This is a genomic window from Thermodesulfovibrio sp. Kuro-1 (assembly GCF_006538445.1).
GTDB classification, from domain to species: Bacteria; Nitrospirota; Thermodesulfovibrionia; order Thermodesulfovibrionales; family Thermodesulfovibrionaceae; genus Thermodesulfovibrio; species Thermodesulfovibrio yellowstonii.
The window spans coordinates 66,071-85,290 of record NZ_BJKS01000005.1 but is presented as its reverse complement, the minus strand read 5'-3'; the positions used below and the strand labels follow the sequence as shown (position 1 = coordinate 85,290).

At 34.6% G+C, this 19,220-nt stretch carries 15 protein-coding genes; 6 read left to right on the top strand and 9 right to left on the bottom strand.

Translation table 11 applies throughout. The features are described 5' to 3' along the window. Positions 1–4: 4 nt before the first annotated feature. Complete coding sequence (gene mnmG / locus FLY87_RS07725) at positions 5–1,879, bottom strand: tRNA uridine-5-carboxymethylaminomethyl(34) synthesis enzyme MnmG (RefSeq protein WP_141266759.1); 1,875 nt, start codon at positions 1,877–1,879, stop codon at positions 5–7. 44 nt (positions 1,880–1,923) lie between these two features. Between mnmG and FLY87_RS07720 the strand changes: the two genes are divergently transcribed. Then, entirely contained in the window at positions 1,924–3,486 is a 1,563-nt protein-coding gene (locus FLY87_RS07720) for a sigma 54-interacting transcriptional regulator (protein WP_141266757.1), read from the top strand. Here FLY87_RS07720 and FLY87_RS07715 read toward each other — a convergent pair. The 3 genes from FLY87_RS07715 to FLY87_RS07705 are packed head-to-tail and all read right to left on the bottom strand — an operon-like array spanning position 3,448 to position 7,246. Continuing rightward, positions 3,448–4,338, bottom strand: coding sequence for a lysylphosphatidylglycerol synthase transmembrane domain-containing protein (locus tag FLY87_RS07715; protein ID WP_028842648.1), 891 nt, complete (start codon positions 4,336–4,338; stop codon positions 3,448–3,450). The genes FLY87_RS07720 and FLY87_RS07715 overlap by 39 nt on opposite strands. Next, on the bottom strand, positions 4,335–5,279 hold the full coding sequence (locus tag FLY87_RS07710; protein WP_012546047.1) for a glycosyltransferase family 2 protein: 945 nt from the start codon (positions 5,277–5,279) through the stop codon (positions 4,335–4,337). Before FLY87_RS07710 ends, FLY87_RS07715 begins: the two co-directional genes overlap by 4 nt. A gap of 11 nt (positions 5,280–5,290) precedes the next feature. Then, positions 5,291–7,246, bottom strand: a complete 1,956-nt coding sequence (locus FLY87_RS07705; RefSeq protein WP_181406010.1) for a glycosyltransferase family 39 protein — start codon at positions 7,244–7,246, stop codon at positions 5,291–5,293. Positions 7,247–7,357: 111 nt separating this feature from the next. Here FLY87_RS07705 and FLY87_RS07700 point away from each other — a divergent pair, with 111 nt between their 5' ends. The 5 genes from FLY87_RS07700 to FLY87_RS07680 are packed head-to-tail and all read left to right on the top strand — an operon-like array spanning position 7,358 to position 12,955. Then, the gene (locus FLY87_RS07700) at positions 7,358–7,741 is read left to right on the top strand and encodes a 4Fe-4S dicluster domain-containing protein (RefSeq protein WP_200855674.1); all 384 of its coding nucleotides are present in this window, start codon (positions 7,358–7,360) and stop codon (positions 7,739–7,741) included. Next, positions 7,738–9,498: an aldehyde ferredoxin oxidoreductase family protein gene (locus FLY87_RS07695; protein WP_141266754.1), complete on the top strand. Its 1,761-nt coding sequence runs from the start codon at positions 7,738–7,740 to the stop codon at positions 9,496–9,498. Before FLY87_RS07700 ends, FLY87_RS07695 begins: the two co-directional genes overlap by 4 nt. 6 nt (positions 9,499–9,504) lie before the next feature. Continuing rightward, positions 9,505–10,815 carry a nodulation protein NfeD gene (locus tag FLY87_RS07690; protein WP_141266752.1) on the top strand — a complete coding sequence of 437 codons (1,311 nt, stop codon included), beginning with the start codon at positions 9,505–9,507 and terminating at the stop codon, positions 10,813–10,815. Next, positions 10,812–11,774 carry an NAD(P)-dependent oxidoreductase gene (locus tag FLY87_RS07685; protein ID WP_028842643.1) on the top strand — a complete coding sequence of 321 codons (963 nt, stop codon included), beginning with the start codon at positions 10,812–10,814 and terminating at the stop codon, positions 11,772–11,774. The genes FLY87_RS07690 and FLY87_RS07685 overlap by 4 nt, the downstream gene beginning before the upstream one ends. After that, positions 11,747–12,955, top strand: a complete 1,209-nt coding sequence (locus tag FLY87_RS07680; protein WP_239639296.1) for a pyridoxal phosphate-dependent aminotransferase family protein — start codon at positions 11,747–11,749, stop codon at positions 12,953–12,955. The genes FLY87_RS07685 and FLY87_RS07680 overlap by 28 nt, the downstream gene beginning before the upstream one ends. 114 nt (positions 12,956–13,069) lie before the next feature. Here the strand turns inward: FLY87_RS07680 and FLY87_RS07675 are convergent, their stop codons facing one another. The 5 genes from FLY87_RS07675 to FLY87_RS07655 are packed head-to-tail and all read right to left on the bottom strand — an operon-like array spanning position 13,070 to position 19,214. Then, complete coding sequence (locus FLY87_RS07675; protein ID WP_012546438.1) at positions 13,070–13,561, bottom strand: hypothetical protein; 492 nt, start codon at positions 13,559–13,561, stop codon at positions 13,070–13,072. Next, complete coding sequence (locus tag FLY87_RS07670) at positions 13,516–14,439, bottom strand: type II secretion system protein (RefSeq protein WP_141266750.1); 924 nt, start codon at positions 14,437–14,439, stop codon at positions 13,516–13,518. Before FLY87_RS07670 ends, FLY87_RS07675 begins: the two co-directional genes overlap by 46 nt. Then, the gene (locus tag FLY87_RS07665) at positions 14,436–15,056 is read right to left on the bottom strand and encodes a prepilin-type N-terminal cleavage/methylation domain-containing protein (RefSeq protein ID WP_012546114.1); all 621 of its coding nucleotides are present in this window, start codon (positions 15,054–15,056) and stop codon (positions 14,436–14,438) included. Before FLY87_RS07665 ends, FLY87_RS07670 begins: the two co-directional genes overlap by 4 nt. Continuing rightward, positions 15,034–15,489, bottom strand: a complete 456-nt coding sequence (locus FLY87_RS07660; protein ID WP_012544961.1) for a prepilin-type N-terminal cleavage/methylation domain-containing protein — start codon at positions 15,487–15,489, stop codon at positions 15,034–15,036. The genes FLY87_RS07665 and FLY87_RS07660 overlap by 23 nt, the downstream gene beginning before the upstream one ends. After that, positions 15,474–19,214, bottom strand: a complete 3,741-nt coding sequence (locus tag FLY87_RS07655) for a pilus assembly protein (RefSeq protein WP_012545300.1) — start codon at positions 19,212–19,214, stop codon at positions 15,474–15,476. Before FLY87_RS07655 ends, FLY87_RS07660 begins: the two co-directional genes overlap by 16 nt. Positions 19,215–19,220 lie beyond the last annotated feature (6 nt).

Sequence of the window (19,220 nt, the reverse complement as noted above, 5' to 3'; positions counted from 1 at the left end):
ATTATTACTTCTTAACAGTTGTTTTTTTCTGGACAGCCACCATAAGAATGGATATGGCTGCAGGAGTTACTCCGGGAATTCTCATTGCCTGACCGATTGTTCTTGGTGCTACTTCTGTGAGTTTTTGTATTACCTCCCTTGAAAGTCCAGGGATATTAAAATCAAAATTTTCAGGAATAAGTTTTTCTTCAAATTGTTTCATTCTTTCAACAAGCTCCATCTGTTTTGCAATATATCCCTCGTATTTAATATGAATCTCAACAAGCTCTTCAAGCTCTTTTGTTAAAGTCACCTCAGAAGGTGCGAATTTTTTTATAAAATCATAGTTAAGCTCAGGTCTTTTAAGAAGCTTATCAAGAAACGTGGCTTCTTCAACTGGAGTTGTTTGAGCTTCTATGAGTGCTTTATTAAGTTCTTCTGAAGGTTTAATTGTGGTAGTTTTGAGCCTTTTGATTTCTCTTTGGAGCAATTCCTTTTTCTTGTTGAATTCTTCATAGGTTTCTTCATCAACAAGGCCAATTTTATATCCATAATCTCTTAGTCTTAAATCAGCATTGTCATGTCTAAGTAGCAGTCTGAATTCAGACCTTGAAGTAAACATCCTGTAAGGCTCTTGTGTTCCTTTTGTTACGAGGTCATCAATTAATACTCCAATATATGCTTCATCTCTGCCCAGAATAAGAGGTGGTTGTTTTTTTATCTTAAGTGCTGCATTAATCCCAGCCATCAATCCCTGTGCAGCAGCTTCTTCATATCCACTTGTTCCATTAATTTGACCTGCAAGATATAATCCTTCAATTCCTTTCACTTCAAGAGTATGCCTTATCTGTGTAGGGTATACAAAATCATACTCAATTGCATATCCCGGCCTCATTATTTCAGCATCTTCAAGCCCAGGGATTGTTCTTACAAAAGCAACCTGTACATCATAGGGCAAAGATGTGGGAATTCCGTTTGCGTAATATTCTTTTCTACTCAATCCTTCAGGTTCAAGAAATATCTGATGTCTTGATTTATCTCTGAATTTTACAACTTTGTCTTCAATTGAAGGACAGTAACGGGGACCTATTCCCTTTATCTTTCCGCTATACAGGGGGGAACGGTCAAGATTATTAAGAATTATCTCATGGGTTTTTTCATTTGTATATGTTATATAGCACGGTACCTGAGGATTATTAATTTTCTTGGTGGAATAGGAAAATGGTATAGGAGGGTCATCACCGCCTTGTTCTTCTGTTTTTGAAAAATCTATTGTTTTTGCATCAATTCTTGGAGGGGTGCCTGTTTTAAGTCTTCCCATCTTTAATCCGAGTTTTTTGATTGATTCTGAAAGCTTTTTTGATGGAAATTCTCCTGCTCTGCCTGCTTCAAAAGAATCAAGACCTATGTGGATAAGTCCATTTAAAAATGTTCCAGGTGTAATTATAACAGCTTTTGCACCGTAAAAAACACCAAGAGAAGTTATAATTCCTTTAACTTTACCATTTTCAACCACTATCTCCTCAACCATTGCTTGTTTTATAGCAAGATTTTCCGTTGATTCAAGAATTTTACGCATATAAACATTGTAAAGGATTCTGTCAGCCTGAGCACGTAAAGACCAAACAGCAGGACCTTTTGAACGATTAAGCATTCTGAATTGTATACCTGCCATATCAGTTACCTTTGCCATAATACCACCCAGAGCATCAATTTCCCTTACAAGATGTCCTTTAGCAAGACCTCCGATTGCAGGGTTACAACTAAGTTGTGCTATTGTTTCAAGATATATTGTAAAAAGGGCTGTTTGTAGTCCCATCTTTGCTGTAGCTAAAGCAGCTTCACATCCTGCATGTCCAGCTCCAACAACAATTATGTCAAAATCTTTTTCTTTATACATTTTTTCCCTTTAATTTTGTTTCCCTTTTTATTATAATAAATGTGATGAGTTTTCCTGTATTCAGACATACAATTTCTAAATTAAGAGAAGTTTTAGTAGAGGATTCAGATAAAATCTCTTTCTTGATAAAGTATGACCCTATAATTGCCTATCTTATTTTTCAGGAAGTTAATAAACCCTGTAGCAAAACAGAAATAACAAACTTCTCTCAAATGGTTAACTATATTGGAACAAAAAAAATTGAACAGATAATTATTGAAAGAGATCTTTTCCTTGAAGTTGAAGATTTACATATATGGGTATATGGCATTTTAAGTGCTGAAATTTGTTCTCTTATTGCAGAGAAATTTTCTCATATTCATAGAGATGAAGCATTTTTTGTAGGCTTGCTACCATGCCTTGGTTTACTTTTTATGATGAATGATTTTCCTAAATACAGAAATATAATTCATTTTCTCGTTAAACTTCCTCTTGAAGACAGAGTCTTTCTTGAAGAATCAGTTTTTGGCACAAATCATATTGATACTCTTAAAAGAAATATAATCTGTCCTCCTTTTAAGGAAGTTGTGAATATTCTAAACAGGATGTTTCCAAAAGATGGGCAAAAGGAGATAAAAACATCTGTTCCACAAAGGGGATCTACTTTGCAGAGTTTTTATGATATGGCATTGCTTTCAGACCTTGCTTCTTATGGTGCACAGGCTTTGATGTTTCCATCTGTTGTTGATAATCGCGAACTTTTTCTTGAACTTGCAAAAAGATACTTCAGAGTAAAAGAGTCTGATTCATTAGAAATTCTTCAAAATGCAATGGATAGATTTATCTCAATTGCTCAGGAGTTTAATATCCTTGAAGAAATTCAGCTTTCAACTGAGAAAGTTTATCAACTAAGAAAGTTCAGATTTGAAACAAAAAATCCTATTTTTGCAAATATGCTTAAAAATTTATTTGAAGAAAATGCAAAAGATAGAAACATTTTTATTTATGGTGAAAGAGCAGTTGGCAAAAGACTTCTTGCTGCAGCACTTTATACTGCAGATGATAATCCTCGTAGAGAAAAACCTTTTGTAATGATTTTTTGTGATATAGAAGAGGAAACTCTTGAAGAAGAGTTTTTTGGAATAAAAGAAGGATATTTTGGCAAAAAAGGTAAAAAAGGAGTTTTAAAACATGCAGAAGGAGGAACTCTTGTAATAAAAGAGTTTGATGCAATGCCTGGAGATTTTCAAGATAAATTTCAAAAAGCAATTCAGAACGGAAAATTTTATAGAGTAGGGGATATAACTCCAGTTGAATTTCCTGATATAAAATTTATTCTTGTAGGCAAAGAAGATATAAGAATTAAGGTTGCAAAAGGAGAATTTTCAGGTAATTTACTTAAACTGCTTAATCCTGTTTTTTTCAGAATACTTCCATTAAGAGAAAGAAGAGAAGATGTTTTTTATATTGCAAATGAGATAGTGAAAAAATATAATCTGAATATTGAAGATAGACTTGCACAACCAGAAATTATAGAAAAGCTTAAAACTGACCCATTCCCGAATAATCTTAGAGATTTAAAAAGATTTTTATTCCTTCTTTATATTCAAAAAATTCTTAAACCTTAAATACTCAATTCCACCAATAAGAGAAGCAAAAACCTGAGAAATAAACCATAAAAAAGACACTGCTACAACATTAGCATATCCTAAAGAATTACCAAAAAATAAGATAAAGCACCATTCTCTTACTCCAACTCCTGATACTGATATTGGAAGCATTGAAATTAGTATTATAATTGGCATAAAAATAGCTAATTCAAAAAAAGATATTGATTGGTGAAGCCCAATAAAAATTATATAAACCGAAATAATTACAATAAATTGAACAAAAATAGACAAGATAAATGCCTTAATAATCTGTTTTTTGCTAAAACTTAAAACATAATCTTTCAATCCTTTAAAAAATTTAGTTTTTCCAAGCAATAAAAAGAAAATACTTCCTCCAATAAATCCTACAAAACTTACAGGAACAGTCCATATAAGCATTTGTTGTGGAAGCTTTGTATAAAATACACAAAAAAATATAAAGCCTATGAATAATAAAGCAGAAAGTCCTATATATCTTTCCATAAATACTGATGCCAATGCTTGTTTGGTCCCTGTTTTTTCTTTAATCATAAAAATTTTTACTATATCTCCTCCTATGATTCCAGGTAAAACATTATTAAAAAATGCGCCTATTAGATAAAGAGAAAAAAGTTTTGAAATACTCAATTCTTGATAAGGAAGAAAAATTTTCCATCTCAATGTAGATATGTATGAAGAAATAATGTATAGAAAAGAGGCAAAGAAAAAAGCAAAAGGATTTATTAAAACAAAAGAGCTTAAAACATTAGAAAAATCAATTTTTTTAAGAAGATATAAGACTAATAAAACAGTTACTGTAAAGCGAATGCAAAATTTTATATATTGCTTCAATCTCCAGGTCCTAAAATTTTCTTCAGAATATATATGGGCTTTTTCTGGGTTTCATGGTAAACTCTTACAATCATCTCTCCAAGAAGTCCCATACCAATAAAGTTTAAGCCTATCAGGACAGAGAAAAATCCTCCAAGAAGCAAAGGTCTTCCACCTATGGATATTCCCTTGAATAATTTAAGAAAAACAAGATATCCTACAATTATAACTCCTAAAATCATAAATAAAACACCAATCGGTCCAAAAAACTGTATTGGCTTTGTTGAGAAACTATGCAAAAATTTTACAGTAACAAGGTCAAGAAGAACTTTAATTGTCCTTCCTATTCCGTATTTTGACTTTCCTTTATATCTTGGATGGTGAGTTACTTCTATCTCTTTTATCTTTACTCCATACCAGCTTGCAAGGGCAGGAATAAATCTGTGCATCTCACCATAAAGTTTCAAATTTTTAACAACCTCTCTTTTATATGCCTTTAGAGAACATCCATAGTCATGAATTCTTACACCTGTGACTTTTCCGATAAGCCAATTCGCCACTATTGATGGTAGTCTACGAGATAAGAATGGATCTTTTCTTTTTTTTCTCCAGCCACTAACAATGTCTGCGTCTTTTATAGCTTCCATAAGCTTTGGAATATCAGCAGGGTCATTCTGAAGGTCTCCATCCATTGTAATTACAACATCCCCTCTGGCAAAATCAAAACCTGCTGCAAAGGCTGCTGTTTGTCCAAAATTCCTTCTGAAACTAAGCACGACTACATGGGGATCCTTTTTTTGAATTTCCTCAAGAAGTCTAAGAGTATTATCTCTGCTTCCATCATCAACATAGATTATTTCATATGAAATCAATAGTTGGCTTAATGTCTCTGATAATTTCTTATGAAGTTCCTCAATATTTTCTTCTTCATTGTAAAGTGGTATTACAATAGACAAATCCATTTTTTTCTCCCTCAATAATTCTCTGGTTTTTTTAAATTCATACCTTTGAAATTATAACACTTAAAAATTGTGTAATCTCTAATTTTAACACCTTTTTTAAAAACTGTGAAATTCTCGGATGTACATCCATCAAAAGCAGAAGAGACTTCGGGTTCAGGTTCATTTTTTGTGCCATAAACAACATAGATTCCGTGAACAACTGATAAGTCATTGAGTTCATTATTTATTGACTGCCACAGGTCATATTGATTCATTCTTCTTCCGAGATTTATACAGTAAACAACTGGTTTGCCTTTTGTATAAAAAGCAAGTTCACTTGAAATCTGATACCTATCTGAAAAAATCACCACTTTTCCTTTTTTTTCAAATTCCTTTTTTATTTCAGAGACTTTTTCCCCAAGTTCCTTCCATCCTTTAAGTCTTGCTGAAGGGTCAAATTTTTCTGGTAGATTTAGATATGGCAAAGCATAGTTAATAAATGAAAAAATAAAGGCTATCAGGATTGCTGATATTATAAGTTTTTTATAAACCCTCTGAATTAAAGCATGAGCAAGAATAATCAAAAAAGGAATGTAGGCTGGCATTGCCCAGTTTGCCTGAACTTTACCCTGTATGCTTTTTATTAGAAAAAAGGCAAAAACAGGCATTGAAAGGGAAATTAGAAGCCATCTATGATTAGGCTGAAGGTTTAAGGATGAAGGCTTAAGGAGAAGATAGACTCCTAAGATAAAAACCAAAGGAGTAACTACTAAAAGTTGACTGCCAATAAATTCAGCAAAATATTTCAATGAAACCTTCAACCCCTCATATATGTGCGCCTGTCCTGCAGTATGCTTCAGTGTTACCCAGTCATGCTGAAAGTTCCAGATGATAACAGGAGAAAAAACAATAAAAGAAATAACTATACACAAATAAAGCATGGGATTTTTAAAATGACTTATTCTGTTTTCATCTTTTTTTAATAAATAAACAAATATACACAAATAGAAAAAAGCCATTGTATACTTGGTAAGAAGCCCAAAACCTATGAATACTCCAAGAAGTAACCAGTAGTTTTTTCTCCCTTCAAGAGCAATCAAAAAAAGATAAATTGAAACAATCCAGAATAAAATAAAGGGGCTGTCAATGGTAAAGATGATACCAAATGTTGAAAATAAAGGAATTAATTGGAATAAAATTCCGCTAATATATCCGGTTTTTTCATCAAAAAGTTTTTTCCCGATTTTATAAACAAAAAAGCTGCTTAAAAATGAGCACACCGGTGCTAAAATTCTAACTCCGAATGGATTATCGCCAAAAATCCATGTAGAAAAAGCAATTAAATAAGCAATCATCGGACCTTTTGAGTAATAACTTAAATCAAGCTTTCTTGACCATTCCCAGTAATGGGCTTCATCTGGAGATATATCAACAGGTCCGTGAAGAATAAAATAAATCCTAAAAAGACTTATAATGAATAGGCTAAAGTAGAAAACTCTTTTTAATGAATTAACCCATATGATTGCATGAAAAACAAGAAATCCAAATAAAATTCCTAATATTATACTACCCAGAACATCTGTAAGCCAGTGAACACCTAAATAAAGCCTTGATATACATATAAAGAAAGCAATTAAGAGGATATAAAAATAGAAAATTTTTCTCAATTTTGTGTTAACAGAATTATTTTTCAAAAATAATATCAAAATTGTGGAAAAAGTCAGAGCATTTGTTGCATGATTTGATGGGAAGCTGTAAGAATGTGTACATCCAACAATTCCTCTAAAATATTCTGTCCAGCATGGACGAACTCTCTGAATAAGATTTTTAATCTCCAAAGAAAGCCAGTCTGAAAGAAATATTCCTAATATGATTGCCAAAATAAAATATGCTATGTATCTGTAATTTTTTGTTTTAAGATATTTGAATATCATGTAAAGAAACACTGGCAACCAAAGTATCCAGCCTCTCTGGGTAAAAAAGACCATTAAAATATCTAAAAAATTGTTTGATAGAGTTTTATGAAAGAATAAAAATATTTCTTTTTCCATGTCCAGTTTGAAATTATAACATGTTATAATTTCATTATGCCTGTTTTCGTGAAGGATAATGAAAAATGTGTTGGATGCCTTATCTGTATGTTTGCCTGCGGAAGGGCACATCAGGCTGCTGGACTTGAAAGTTCTTGTATAAAGGTGCGTTCTCAGGGTGGAATCTCAAGAGGTTTTTCAGTATTTGTATGCCGAGGTTGTGATGACCCTCCATGTGCTCGTGCTTGTCCAGAAGATGCATTGATTGTAAGAAAAACAGGAGGAGTTTTGCTTAAAGAAGAAAGATGCACAGGATGTGGTTACTGTGTCAAAGCCTGTATTCTTGATGCAATAGGATGGAATAATGGGAAAAATAAGCCTGTTATATGTATTCAATGTGGAGAGTGTGCTAAAAGCTGCCATTATAAAGTTCTGGAGTTTGTAAGAAAATGATTAAAGAAGATCCTTTAAATAGAGTTCTATACATTGACCTTACAAAGAAAAAGTTCTGGATTGAGGAAAGACCTGAACTTTTTACAAAATATATTGGTGGAACAGGTGTTGCAATAAGGCTTTTGCATGAAAACTGTCCCAATGATATAGACCCATTTTCTCCTGATAATCCTATAATCTTTGCTGTGGGACCATTAAATGGACTTTTTCCGATAGCATCAAAAACAGTTGCCATGTTTAAGTCTCCTCATACAGGAAATCTTGGTGAATCTCATGCAGGAGGCAGAAGTGCAATTGCTATAAGAATGGCAGGATATGGAGCAATAGTTATAAAAGGAAAAAGTGAACGACCATGCTATATTGCTATCCATTCAGACAAAGTATATTTTAGAGATGCTACAACTTTATGGGGGTTAAAAGAAGGATTATCAGTTGGGAGTCTTATAAGAAGGCAAGAGCCAGGTGCAGGTCTCAGAACAATAATGAGAATAGGTCCAGCAGGTGAAAAACTGATAAGTTATTCCTGCGTTACACTTGAAACTTACAGACATTTTGGGAGACTGGGATTGGGCGCTGTATTCGGGAGTAAAAATTTGAAAGCTGTTGTTATATCAGGCAAAAGAGACCTATATGTAACAAACTTTAAAGAATACAAACAACTTTATGGAGAGTTATTATTGCAACTTGCTGAATCGGAAAAAATGAAGAAATATCATGAACTTGGTACGCCTGCTAATATTCTTCCGCTTAGTTTTTCAAAAGGGATTCCTATAAAAAATCTTTTAACAAATGAAATTGAAAAAATTGAAAACATATCTGGTGAGTCTTTTGCAGAAAAACATCTCGGTAGGCGAGTTGCTTGCTCTCACTGCCCTGTTGCTTGTATTCATTTAGCTACTTTACGAAAACCCTATGAAGATGAACCATACTTTTATAGAACGGTTTATCTTTCATATGATTACGAATTAATTTATGCTCTTGGCTCAATGCTTGGAATAACTTCTTCTGAAGATGTATTAAAACTTATTGAAGCTGTAGAAGATATGGGACTTGACGCTATATCAACAGGTGTTATTTTAGCCTGGATTACAGAAGCTTTTGAAAAAGGTATCATAAATGAAACTATGACTGATGGAATTGTTCCTGAATGGGGAAACACAGAATGCTATGTAGAACTCATAAGAAAAATTGTCTACAGCAATAATGAACTTTTCAACGATTTGAGAAGAGGCATTGACTATACATCATCCAAATATGGTGGAAAAGATTTCGCTCTTACCTATGGTAAAAATGAGATGCCAGGATATCACACTGGTTATGGTGCTCATATTGGTTATCTCTTTGGGGCAAGGCATAGTCATCTTGACAGCGCTGGATATGCAATTGACAGAGAAGCAATGACAACTCAAAAAACTGTAGAGGAGTTAGTGGAAAGAATTATTAAAGAAGAACAATGGAGGCAGATACTGTCAAGTCTTGTTATATGTTTTTTTGCAAGAGAAATATATACTTCCGATGTGATTCATAAGTGTTTAAAACTATCGGGATTTGGCTTTAGTGAAGAGGAGCTTTCAGAAATTGGAAGAGAAATTTATGCTGATAAATATAGATTTAAAATTAAATGCGGCTTTGATATTGATAACCTGAGTTTACCCAAAAGAGTATTTGAAATTCCAACAAGCTTGGGATTTATTGACAAAGACTTTACAGACAAGGCAATTGTTTTATTAAAAGAAAAAATTAAAAGTTTGTTATAATTCTTCATGGCAAATAGAGAGTTACTAAATAAACATTTATTATCTTTGATAAAATATTTTATTTGCCTGTTAATCTCTTTTCTTTCTACATCCGTTTATGCAAAAGAGATAATTGTTCTTACAGTAAATGGGGTTATAAATCCACCTCATGCAGAATACACAATAAAGGGAATACAAAAAGCCCATGAACAAAATGCAGAGGCAGTTATAATCCAGCTTGATACACCAGGAGGACTTGATACATCAATGAGAAGCATAATTAAAGAGATGCTTAACTCTCAAATCCCGATTGTTGTGTATGTTTCACCTAAAGGTGCTCGTGCTGCAAGTGCAGGTGCTTTTATAACACTTGCTGCTCATATAGCTGCAATGGCTCCAGGTACGAATATAGGTGCAGCTCATCCTGTTGCTATGGGTGGAGAAAAAATGGATAAAACAATGGCAGAAAAAATAACAAATGACGCAGTTGCATATATTAAATCAATTGCAAAACAAAGAGGAAGAAACATTGAATGGGCTGAGCAAGCAGTAAGGAAAAGTATATCATCCACTGAAACAGAGGCATTGAAACTTAAAGTAATAGATTTAATTGCTGATGATTTAAATAGTCTTATGAAAGACATAAACGGCATGAAAGTAAAAACAGTACGGGGTGAAGTTACTTTAAATACAAAGACTGCAAAAATAAATAAAATTGAAATGAACTTTAGAGAAAAACTCCTTAACTTTATAAGTGACCCTAATATTGCTTATATTCTTTTGATGATCGGGATATATGGGATTATATTTGAACTGAGCAATCCGGGAGCAATACTCCCAGGTGTAATTGGTGCGATTTCTTTAATCCTTGCTTTTTACAGTTTACAAACTCTTCCAATAAACTACGCAGCAGCAGGACTTATTCTTCTTGGAGTAATTTTATTTATTCTTGAGCTCAAATTTACATCTCATGGACTGCTAACACTTGGAGGAGTAATATGTTTTATACTCGGTTCAATAATGCTTTTTGATACAGCAAATCCTTTATTCAAGCTTTCTCTTTCAGTTATTATTCCTGTAACGCTTGTTACAGCCTTATTTTTTGGAGTTTTGTTAAGGCTTGCTTATAAAGCACATAAAAGAAAACCTGTTACAGGAGTTGAAGAACTCATCGGCTTAAAAGGCATAGCAAAAACTGATATTGACAGACACAGGGGAATGGTTATGGTGCATGGAGAACTCTGGCAAGCTGTATCAGATGAAGAAATAAAAAAAGATGAGGAAATTATAGTAGAAGAAGTAAAAGGGCTAACTCTCAAAGTAAGGAGAGCTAATTGAAAGTTCTGATTACTGGTGCAACGGGTTTTATAGGAAGTCATCTGACAGAGGCTCTTTTGAATGAAAATTTTGACGTTTATTGTATTGTAAGGAATCCTTTGAAGCTTCGTTTCCTTCAGGGATTGAATGTAAAGATAATTCAGGGAGATTGTTCTCAGAAAGAAACCATTGAAAAAATTAGGTGGGATTTTGATTACATTTTTAATTTATCAGGAATTACAAAAGCAACCCATCCTGAAGAATTTTTTCAATCAAATTATCTTGGTACAAAAAATCTTGTAGAAGTAGTAGCTGAGAGGAATCCTTCTCTTAAAAGATTTGTTCATGTAAGCAGTCTTGCAGCTGTAGGACCATGCAGAGATGGAAAACCTGTTGATGAAAAAACAGAACCTGCACCTATATCAGAATATGGAAAAAGCAAATTAATGGGAGAAAAAGCAGTGGAATTTTTTAAAGATAGACTTCCGATTACAATAATAAGGCCACCTGCTGTTTATGGACCAAGAGATAGTGATTTTCTTACATTTTTTAAAATGATTAAGGTGGGGGTGGTTTTATATCTTACAGAAGCCATCTATTCAATGATTTATGTGAATGACCTTGTCAATGGCATTATTACTGCTTCAAAGAGTGAAAAAGCAGTTGGTGAAACTTTTTTTATTGCTGAATCTCAGCCATATGACACTCATCAGATAGTTGAGGCTATCTCTGATGCAGTAGGTAAAAGACCTGTCAAAATTAAAATTCCTAAGGGAATCGGAATGTTTTTCATAAGAGTATTTCAAAAATTTGATAAAAAAAGTATAATAAATAGCGATAAACTCAAAGAGCTTGTTCAGCCCTGCTGGGTTTGTGATACACAAAAAGCTGAGCAATTGCTCGGTTTTAAAACAAAAACTAAGTTAAAGGAAGGGATGGAATGGACCGCAAAATGGTACAGAATGAATCAATGGATATGAAAAAAGATGTATTTGAAAAATGTTTTAAATTTACAATAGCATATGAACTTCAAAAAATAGGAGTTTATCCATACTTCAGGGTAATTGAGTCTGCCCAAGGTCCTGAAGTAATAATGAATGGTAAAAAGATGATTATGATAGGCTCAAACAACTATCTTGGGCTTACCAATCATCCAAAGGTTAAAGAGGCTGCAATCAATGCTATTAAAAAATATGGAACAGGATGCGCAGGTTCCAGGTTTTTAAATGGAACGCTTGATATTCATGTGGAACTTGAGGAAAAATTGGCAAGATTCATGAGAAAAGAAGCTGCTTTAATATTTACAACAGGATTTCAGGTAAATCTTGGAGTAATTTCATCATTAATTGGAAAGGATGATGTAGTAATTATTGATAAGATGGATCATGCAAGTATTGTTGATGGATGTCGTCTTTCCTTTGGTGAAGTTAAAAGATATAAGCACAATGACATTGATGATTTGGAAAGAATTCTTAAAGAATCTGAAGGGAAGCCCAGGCTTGTAGTAGTTGATGGAGTATTTAGTATGGAAGGAGATATAGTTAAACTTCCAGAAGTTGTAGCTTTATGCAAAAAATATGGTACAAGGCTTATGGTTGATGATGCTCATGGAATAGGAGTGCTTGGAGTAACAGGTCGTGGAACTGCTGAACATTTCGGACTTGAAAATGAAGTTGATATGATAATGGGAACATACAGCAAATCTCTTGCATCAATTGGAGGGTTTATTGCAGGACAAAAGGATGTTATAAACTATATCAAACACTTTGGAAGGTCTTTTATTTTCAGTGCAAGCCCGCCACCTGCATCAGTAGCTGCGGTTTCTGCAGCTATAGACATAATTGAAAGTGAGCCAGAACGCAGGGAACAACTGTGGAAAAATACAAATAAGATGCTTAAAGGATTTAAAGAACTTGGATTTGATATCGGAGTAGCAGAAACACCAATAATTCCAGTAATTGTTGGAGAAGACGAACTGGCATTTAAATTTGTTATGATGCTTCAAGAAGAAGGAGTATTTGCCAATGTGGCTGTATCTCCAGCTGTTCCTCCTGGAAAAGCTCTTATAAGAACAAGTTATATGGCAACTCATACAGATGAGCATCTTGATAGAGTCCTTGAAGCGTTCAAAAAAGTTGGTAAAGCATTAGGAGTAATTTAAGTTTTTATTTTTCTCAAGAAGTTAAAACAAACTGTAAGATCAATATTAATATATTGCTTTTTGGAATTATTGATTAACCCTGTTTGCAAAAATTCAGCAGGGGCATAATCTGAACTATCTTGCATAAACAGCTTCTATACGGGAATGAGTACTTTCAGGTCCTTCTGCTTCTGAGATTATGGTATAAATAAAACCTTTATATCCTGCACCAAACTTTGAATATGCTACTCCTGTTATTTCATATCCTGGAGGAGTTTTATATGCATTGAGGCATACAGTTATATTATTTCTAAAAAGCGTATTACTTCCGTAAAGCTTGAACTTAAGTTCAATAGGACTTGATGTGCATTCTCCAACGCTATATTCGTTAAATGAACCAGATTGAATCATTATTACAGCATGATGAATCCCACCAACTGCTGCATCACGAACTGAAGCGTATGTTTTTATTGTCTGTGAAGTTCCTAAAAGTTTTGTAAGGGCAAAATAAAGTCCTGCAAGTGCTAACAATGCAAAAAGTGCAATCAATATAGCAGAAAAAAGAGAGATTCCTCTATTGTTTATTGATAGTTTCTTAATTGAATATCCTGCTCTATTACCTTCCATCTATACCACCTCCCTATATTATTCCACCACGTGCTATCTATGGTTGGTCCTCCTCCACAGTCTGTACTGAACTGCGGCTTGGTTGTTACAGTATCCTGCTTTCCACCAACCTGAAGAATAAGACAGATACGGAATAGTTTAAGGTTATGACTTTGAATATCTGAAGAAGAAACTGAATCCTGATAAATAATTGAACCACCACTTTGTATACCTGCTCTCACTTTGAAACCATTTGGTAAAACACATGAAATAATTGGTTGATTTGCCTGATAGCCTGCATATCCTGATGTCCCAGTTGTTTTGATAAGATTATATGTTCCCTGTGCACATTCCTTCGGTAAGTTTGTCTGTGTAAGGCTATAACTAACCATAAAAGATTGAGGATATTTATAATCATTATTTGTTGTAGCATAAAAACCTAAGCCACTCATACCTGTTAAATCATTGCATAGATAGTCAAGAGTTGAAGGGCATAAATTTTTTTTAGTTATAGAGTCAAGAATAATGTACCAGGCACTGGGAAATTCGCAGTCCTGTCCCATAAAGTTTTTACTTTTTATTGTTAAGCTACCATTGTCTAAAACCGCCCAGCATCCTGACCATATTTCTTCTCTTGAGGCTAATGAAGGAAACTTTAAAATTCCTGATGTTATTGTTGTTGAAGTCAAATTATCAACGTCCACTCCAAATCCTGCAGATTCAACATCCTTTAAAAGCTGATTAATAAGAACTCCTACATCAGCTTCCTGTTTTGCAACGATATGCTTAGTTACATTTTCCTTTGCTATGAATCTATATGCAGAAAGAATGCCTGCTGCTAAAATACCCATGATTGCAATTACAATTAGTATTTCAACAATTGAATAACCTCTTTTCATCTTTTTTCCTTAATTACTACGGAAGTCATCTGCTTAAGAGTATTTGTAAATGGCTCAAAATACCACACCATAACTGAAGCTGCTTTACCTGTTTCTCTGCCATAATCATCAATTATTCTTGCAATATTCACAGCTAAGTATATTTTTTTGCCTGAAAATCCTTCATATGTGCATACAGGAAGAGTGCTTGGACAGTTACTACCACTACAGCTACATTGTGCATTTACATTATTAGATGAAGGATACAGTCTTAATTTTGAAGAAAGTCCGTCAATTGGGTTCGTTCCTGTAGGTGAACCTATATTGTAAAAATCTGTCTCACTTTCAAAAAAACTGCAAGATGTTGAATTACAGATTACATTATTCCATGAAGAATTATTTGCATAAAGTATTGATTGAATTCCGCTTCCATCACTTACATAAGGAAGACTTTCAATATAAGCTGTAAACTGTTTCGCTATTTCCGTTGCTTTGTCTTTCATTTTTGCTCTTATTGAAAATTTGTTATATTCAAGAATTCCTTTTAAAAGACCAAGCATTACAATAAGTACAATGAGCATTGCAATAAGAAGTTCAATAAGAGTGAAACCTTTATTATTTAATTTGAGTTCTTCCATATTTGCTTATTTCTATTATTTTTTGATTATTATTAATGTTTTTTAAGGTGATGCTACTTACTCCCAGCGCGCATGTTATAGTTCTTGGATATCCTTTTCTATCAAAAACCAATGTCTGAGAAACAGTGGCAGTTATTCCAGAAATAAAACTCTGAGATTTAACAGTCTCAGCATTATTAAAGTTACAGTTTCCGTCTGAATCTTTAAATATTGTATAACTACCTATATTGACTACTATTCCATAGGGTTCTTTAGAAATTGATTGAGATTTTATCCAGCTTATTTCATCTGTGAGCATATTTGCCTGTCTCATGAGTTCTCTGTCTGCTTTATATTTTGTATACTGGGAAACACCAACATACATGAGAATTGACAGAATTGCTATGATTATTAAAAGCTCAAGAATGCTGAAACCTGCTATTTTTCTATCCATGAAATAAACCTGCTTTCATATCCTGTAGCTACCTGTTGTTCCACTCTAAGCACAATCCCAGCTGATACCTGAATAAACTTTGTATACTCCCTTGAGCTTATTCCAGTTGTTATCTGAAATGGATTTCCCAAGGGAGGCACACCTCTGCCAAGAGAAATCTTCGGATATACAGTTACAGTTCCTTGAGTTCCACTTGTTGCCAGACTTGAAAGCACAACAGGTCTTGGATAGGCGGTACCTGATTTATAATATAAGGCAAGAAGATTTGAATTTCCTTCATAGGCGCATATATTTGAAGGAGGAGCAAAGCTTAAAGCATCTAATACTCCGCCAAATATGGCAGGCTGGCTTATTATTGCTTCTCCTGTAAGCTCATAATACCATCCGCGGGTTACTTCTTGAATTGAACTTATAGGTGTTGTATCATACACAACATCCACAAGCCCGCAGGAACTACCTGAACAGGAGCATAGTTTTTTAATCTCTGTAACTGTTGCCTGAACGGTGACTGAAGTTGTATCTGTAAGGTTAGTTTTTGAATAAGTATTTGAACAGGAGCCATCCCAGCATGGGTCTTTGTATCCTATAAGATAGTTTTTATAGGCAATGGTTTTGTCTGCCTGAGCAAGATATCTTCCTGTTCCAAAGAAAACCCAGAGATTGCCATATTCATCCTTTGTAAATGTGGAAGCAGCAAAGACAGGAGGAGCTTCATTATATGTTGAAGTTTTGAATGTTTCAAGATCTATTGCCTTTGAGACAGTTGCCGAGGCAAGTCCATTTTTAACAACAATTCTGTAAAACATGCCCCAGGTTTTCCCGCTTTTTAATCCATACAGCCCGAAATAAATCGCATCATCAGAATAATCAAAATCAACATCAACAGGCATTATATCTCCAGTTGCAGCATAGATATTGCTTGATAGAGAAAGTGTAAAATCTTTTGCTAATGTTCCATCTCTAATGTTTAAAAAATATATTTTTGTGGAAGAAGAAAAGCTTGTTCCATCAGGGCTGCTCGGTCCTGTTCCTGTAACCACATACCAGCTACTGCCAATTTTTGTGACAGCAGGAAAAGAAAGCGTAAGAGTTTGATCATCAAGGGATTTTTCCCATAAGAGAGAAGGATTTAAAGGGTCTGTAATATCAAGAACAAAGACACTTGATGAATAACTACTTAAGGCTTTTCCCCCAAATCCCATGGCTCCTACAAGAAGAGTTTTCCATGTCCCATCCACCTTTGCATCAACAACAAGGGTTCTGTAATCAACAGTTGGAACATGACAGTAGTCGGATTTTCCGTACCATATAAGATAGGGTATAGCATTCTTTGGAATGAATGCCCATTCTTCCCTTCCAATTTTATCAGTTCCTGTATCAGTAGGTGAATTTTGTAGTTTTGAAGGTTTTTCAAGATTTGCCTGATTTACAATTGTTCCTACTCTGAATGCATGAAGCATTCCATCGTTTGCGCCTACAAAAGTTAATGATGGACGATTTTTATAACTATCCTGTCTTATAAATTCTGCATATGTACTATCTCCGTATTTTATGTGATAGATATTAACAGGCTGATCAGAGACAACTGATGGAGTAGAATGGATTATATCCCCAAGCTTCCATGTTTTTGTTTGATTTATCCCACAGAATGATTGTATATTCAGTTCTCTTGGTCTCTGAACATAGGAAAGGGTTTTACATGTGGCGTCACCTGACAAATCCTCGCCTCTTAGATATCTTATTATACAGCCTGCTTTTGTTGAATCCACTGTTGAGTCAATGCTCTGCCATACTGTAGCAAGTGTAGATGCCTCTGTGGTGGTGAAATCTGTCAGGACTCCGTTTTTATTGTATTTTATGTTTCTTGAGGAAGTATCTATGTTTGCAAGCCAGCAACCGCTGTCAAAAACTGCTTTAAGCTCAGATATTTCTTTTACCTCTTGAAGCTGACATGTATCAGTTCCACCCTGTAGCACCGCTGTTTTTGTCTGGTCATCAACTATAACAAACTGGAATATTTTATCAATGGTATTCAAAATATTGAGAATAAATTTTTCAACTGTATCCTCTCTAAGGTTTTGACTAAGATCAATCCAGAAACTTCGTAAAAATCCAAGCCATCCAAGTTCTGTACCATCTTCCCTCTGATACTTGGGATAAAAATATGGCTGAATAACAAGGCTTGATATTCCAGTTCTTGAAGCAAGAGTTGCAACAGTAGAACCTGAGGATGCGCGGCGGAGAATATCAAATATGGCGGTTTTCACTGCTTCCTTTATTTCAGTTGCATCAGAGGCTGAATAAAAAGTATCGGGTTTTCCATCTCCATCTTTATCCCAGTCAGAAGAAGATGTTGGAAGAGTTGCACAGGAACTGCCTTTCCCGCAGTTAGTTGTTGAACAGCAGTCATCAACATAACTACAGCTTGTTTGGGGATAACTACTTAAAGCATCGGGCCATGTTTTTGTTCTGTCAAAGGCTCCATACATGGCAACCTGTTTTAAAGATTTTTCTCCAGTGCCTCCAAGCCAGAGACCTATTCCGTAAACTGCTTCCACATAGGAAGAAATTCCTGTTGGTGCATTAGTAAAACCTTTTTTATGAAGCCAATAAGCAGGGACAACAGGATCTGCTGAATTTGCTTCATATCCTGTGTCTATCTTACATGTTGAGGTAACGGGATATCCACCGTAATTCCACTGCCCGTCAGTAAGAAGTATTACAAAGTTTTTTGCACAGGGAACAAGCTTAAGTTCACTTCCCTGACAGACTCCGTTGTTATCTTCATCAACACATTGATACATGGGATTACGCCATTGGTCTCCACTACCACTTTGGGGAGTAAACCCTCCATATTTCGGGCTATTCTGGGCAAAATAGTTATAGGCATCCCATAAAGCAGGAGCAGTGGGAGTTGCACCTGATGGTGACTCATAGTTTATGGCAGCAATTAAATTTTTGTAGGGATTAACTCCATCAAAACTGGCACTTGAAGTAAAATCACCAACATGTACTTTGTTGCTTCTGACTCCTGTTCCGCTGTAAAACATTACCCCAAGTCTTGGCTGTAAAGTCAAACTTCTGAACTGAAAGGTGAGGCTATCATATATTCTTGTCCAGGGAACTTTTACCTTTATTCCTGATTCTGATTCAAGAAAACAGCCACTGCTGTCACAGCTGAGATTGGCAGCTGGTTGTCCGTAGAGCTCTGGGTCACATTTTTTTGGATCATTTGAGGTGCAAGAGCTAAGTTTTCCTCCTGTTATTGCCCATCTTACAAGGTCAACTCTTGTCATATATATGAAATTGAGACATGCACCTTTATATTTCTTGGATGTATCAATATCGTATGCTCTTTTGGGGCATGTTGTTTCAGTTCCTGTTGTTTCTACCCATACATATCCATTACCCACATTTGGAATAGATATAAATTGTCTTTCATATAGTTTATCAGGATTAAAGTATCCTTCCTCTGTTCCTTTATATGTCCATCCACAGCCTGTGCTTGTGCCACAGCAGTCCTCTCTGTCAGTTTTAGGATTATAGGCACACCATGACATTGAACCACTGACATCTATTACAAATAGAACATTTGGAGAAGCAATCTGTCCAATTGAGGGAGGAACATAGCAGTAATCTGCCATATCAATTGATTCTACTGTAGGATGATCCTTGATCAAAAGAGAAATGAAAAATAGAAAAATAAAGAAAAACAATTTTCTCATGATAAC

Bases quoted from the DNA above. Each gene is read 5' to 3' on its own strand.
- FLY87_RS07675 (WP_012546438.1), bottom strand. From the start codon at position 13,561: ATGGAAGGTAATAGAGCAGGATATTCAATTAAGAAACTATCAATAAAC.
- FLY87_RS07690 (WP_141266752.1), top strand. From the start codon at position 9,505: ATGGCAAATAGAGAGTTACTAAATAAACATTTATTATCTTTGATAAAA.
- FLY87_RS07655 (WP_012545300.1), bottom strand. From the start codon at position 19,214: ATGAGAAAATTGTTTTTCTTTATTTTTCTATTTTTCATTTCTCTTTTG.
- FLY87_RS07705 (WP_181406010.1), bottom strand. From the start codon at position 7,246: ATGGTCTTTTTTACCCAGAGAGGCTGGATACTTTGGTTGCCAGTGTTT.
- FLY87_RS07670 (WP_141266750.1), bottom strand. From the start codon at position 14,439: ATGAAAAGAGGTTATTCAATTGTTGAAATACTAATTGTAATTGCAATC.
- FLY87_RS07710 (WP_012546047.1), bottom strand. From the start codon at position 5,279: ATGGATTTGTCTATTGTAATACCACTTTACAATGAAGAAGAAAATATT.
- FLY87_RS07695 (WP_141266754.1), top strand. From the start codon at position 7,738: ATGATTAAAGAAGATCCTTTAAATAGAGTTCTATACATTGACCTTACA.
- FLY87_RS07665 (WP_012546114.1), bottom strand. From the start codon at position 15,056: ATGGAAGAACTCAAATTAAATAATAAAGGTTTCACTCTTATTGAACTT.
- FLY87_RS07660 (WP_012544961.1), bottom strand. From the start codon at position 15,489: ATGGATAGAAAAATAGCAGGTTTCAGCATTCTTGAGCTTTTAATAATC.
- FLY87_RS07680 (WP_239639296.1), top strand. From the start codon at position 11,747: ATGGTACAGAATGAATCAATGGATATGAAAAAAGATGTATTTGAAAAA.
- FLY87_RS07720 (WP_141266757.1), top strand. From the start codon at position 1,924: ATGAGTTTTCCTGTATTCAGACATACAATTTCTAAATTAAGAGAAGTT.
- mnmG (WP_141266759.1), bottom strand. From the start codon at position 1,879: ATGTATAAAGAAAAAGATTTTGACATAATTGTTGTTGGAGCTGGACAT.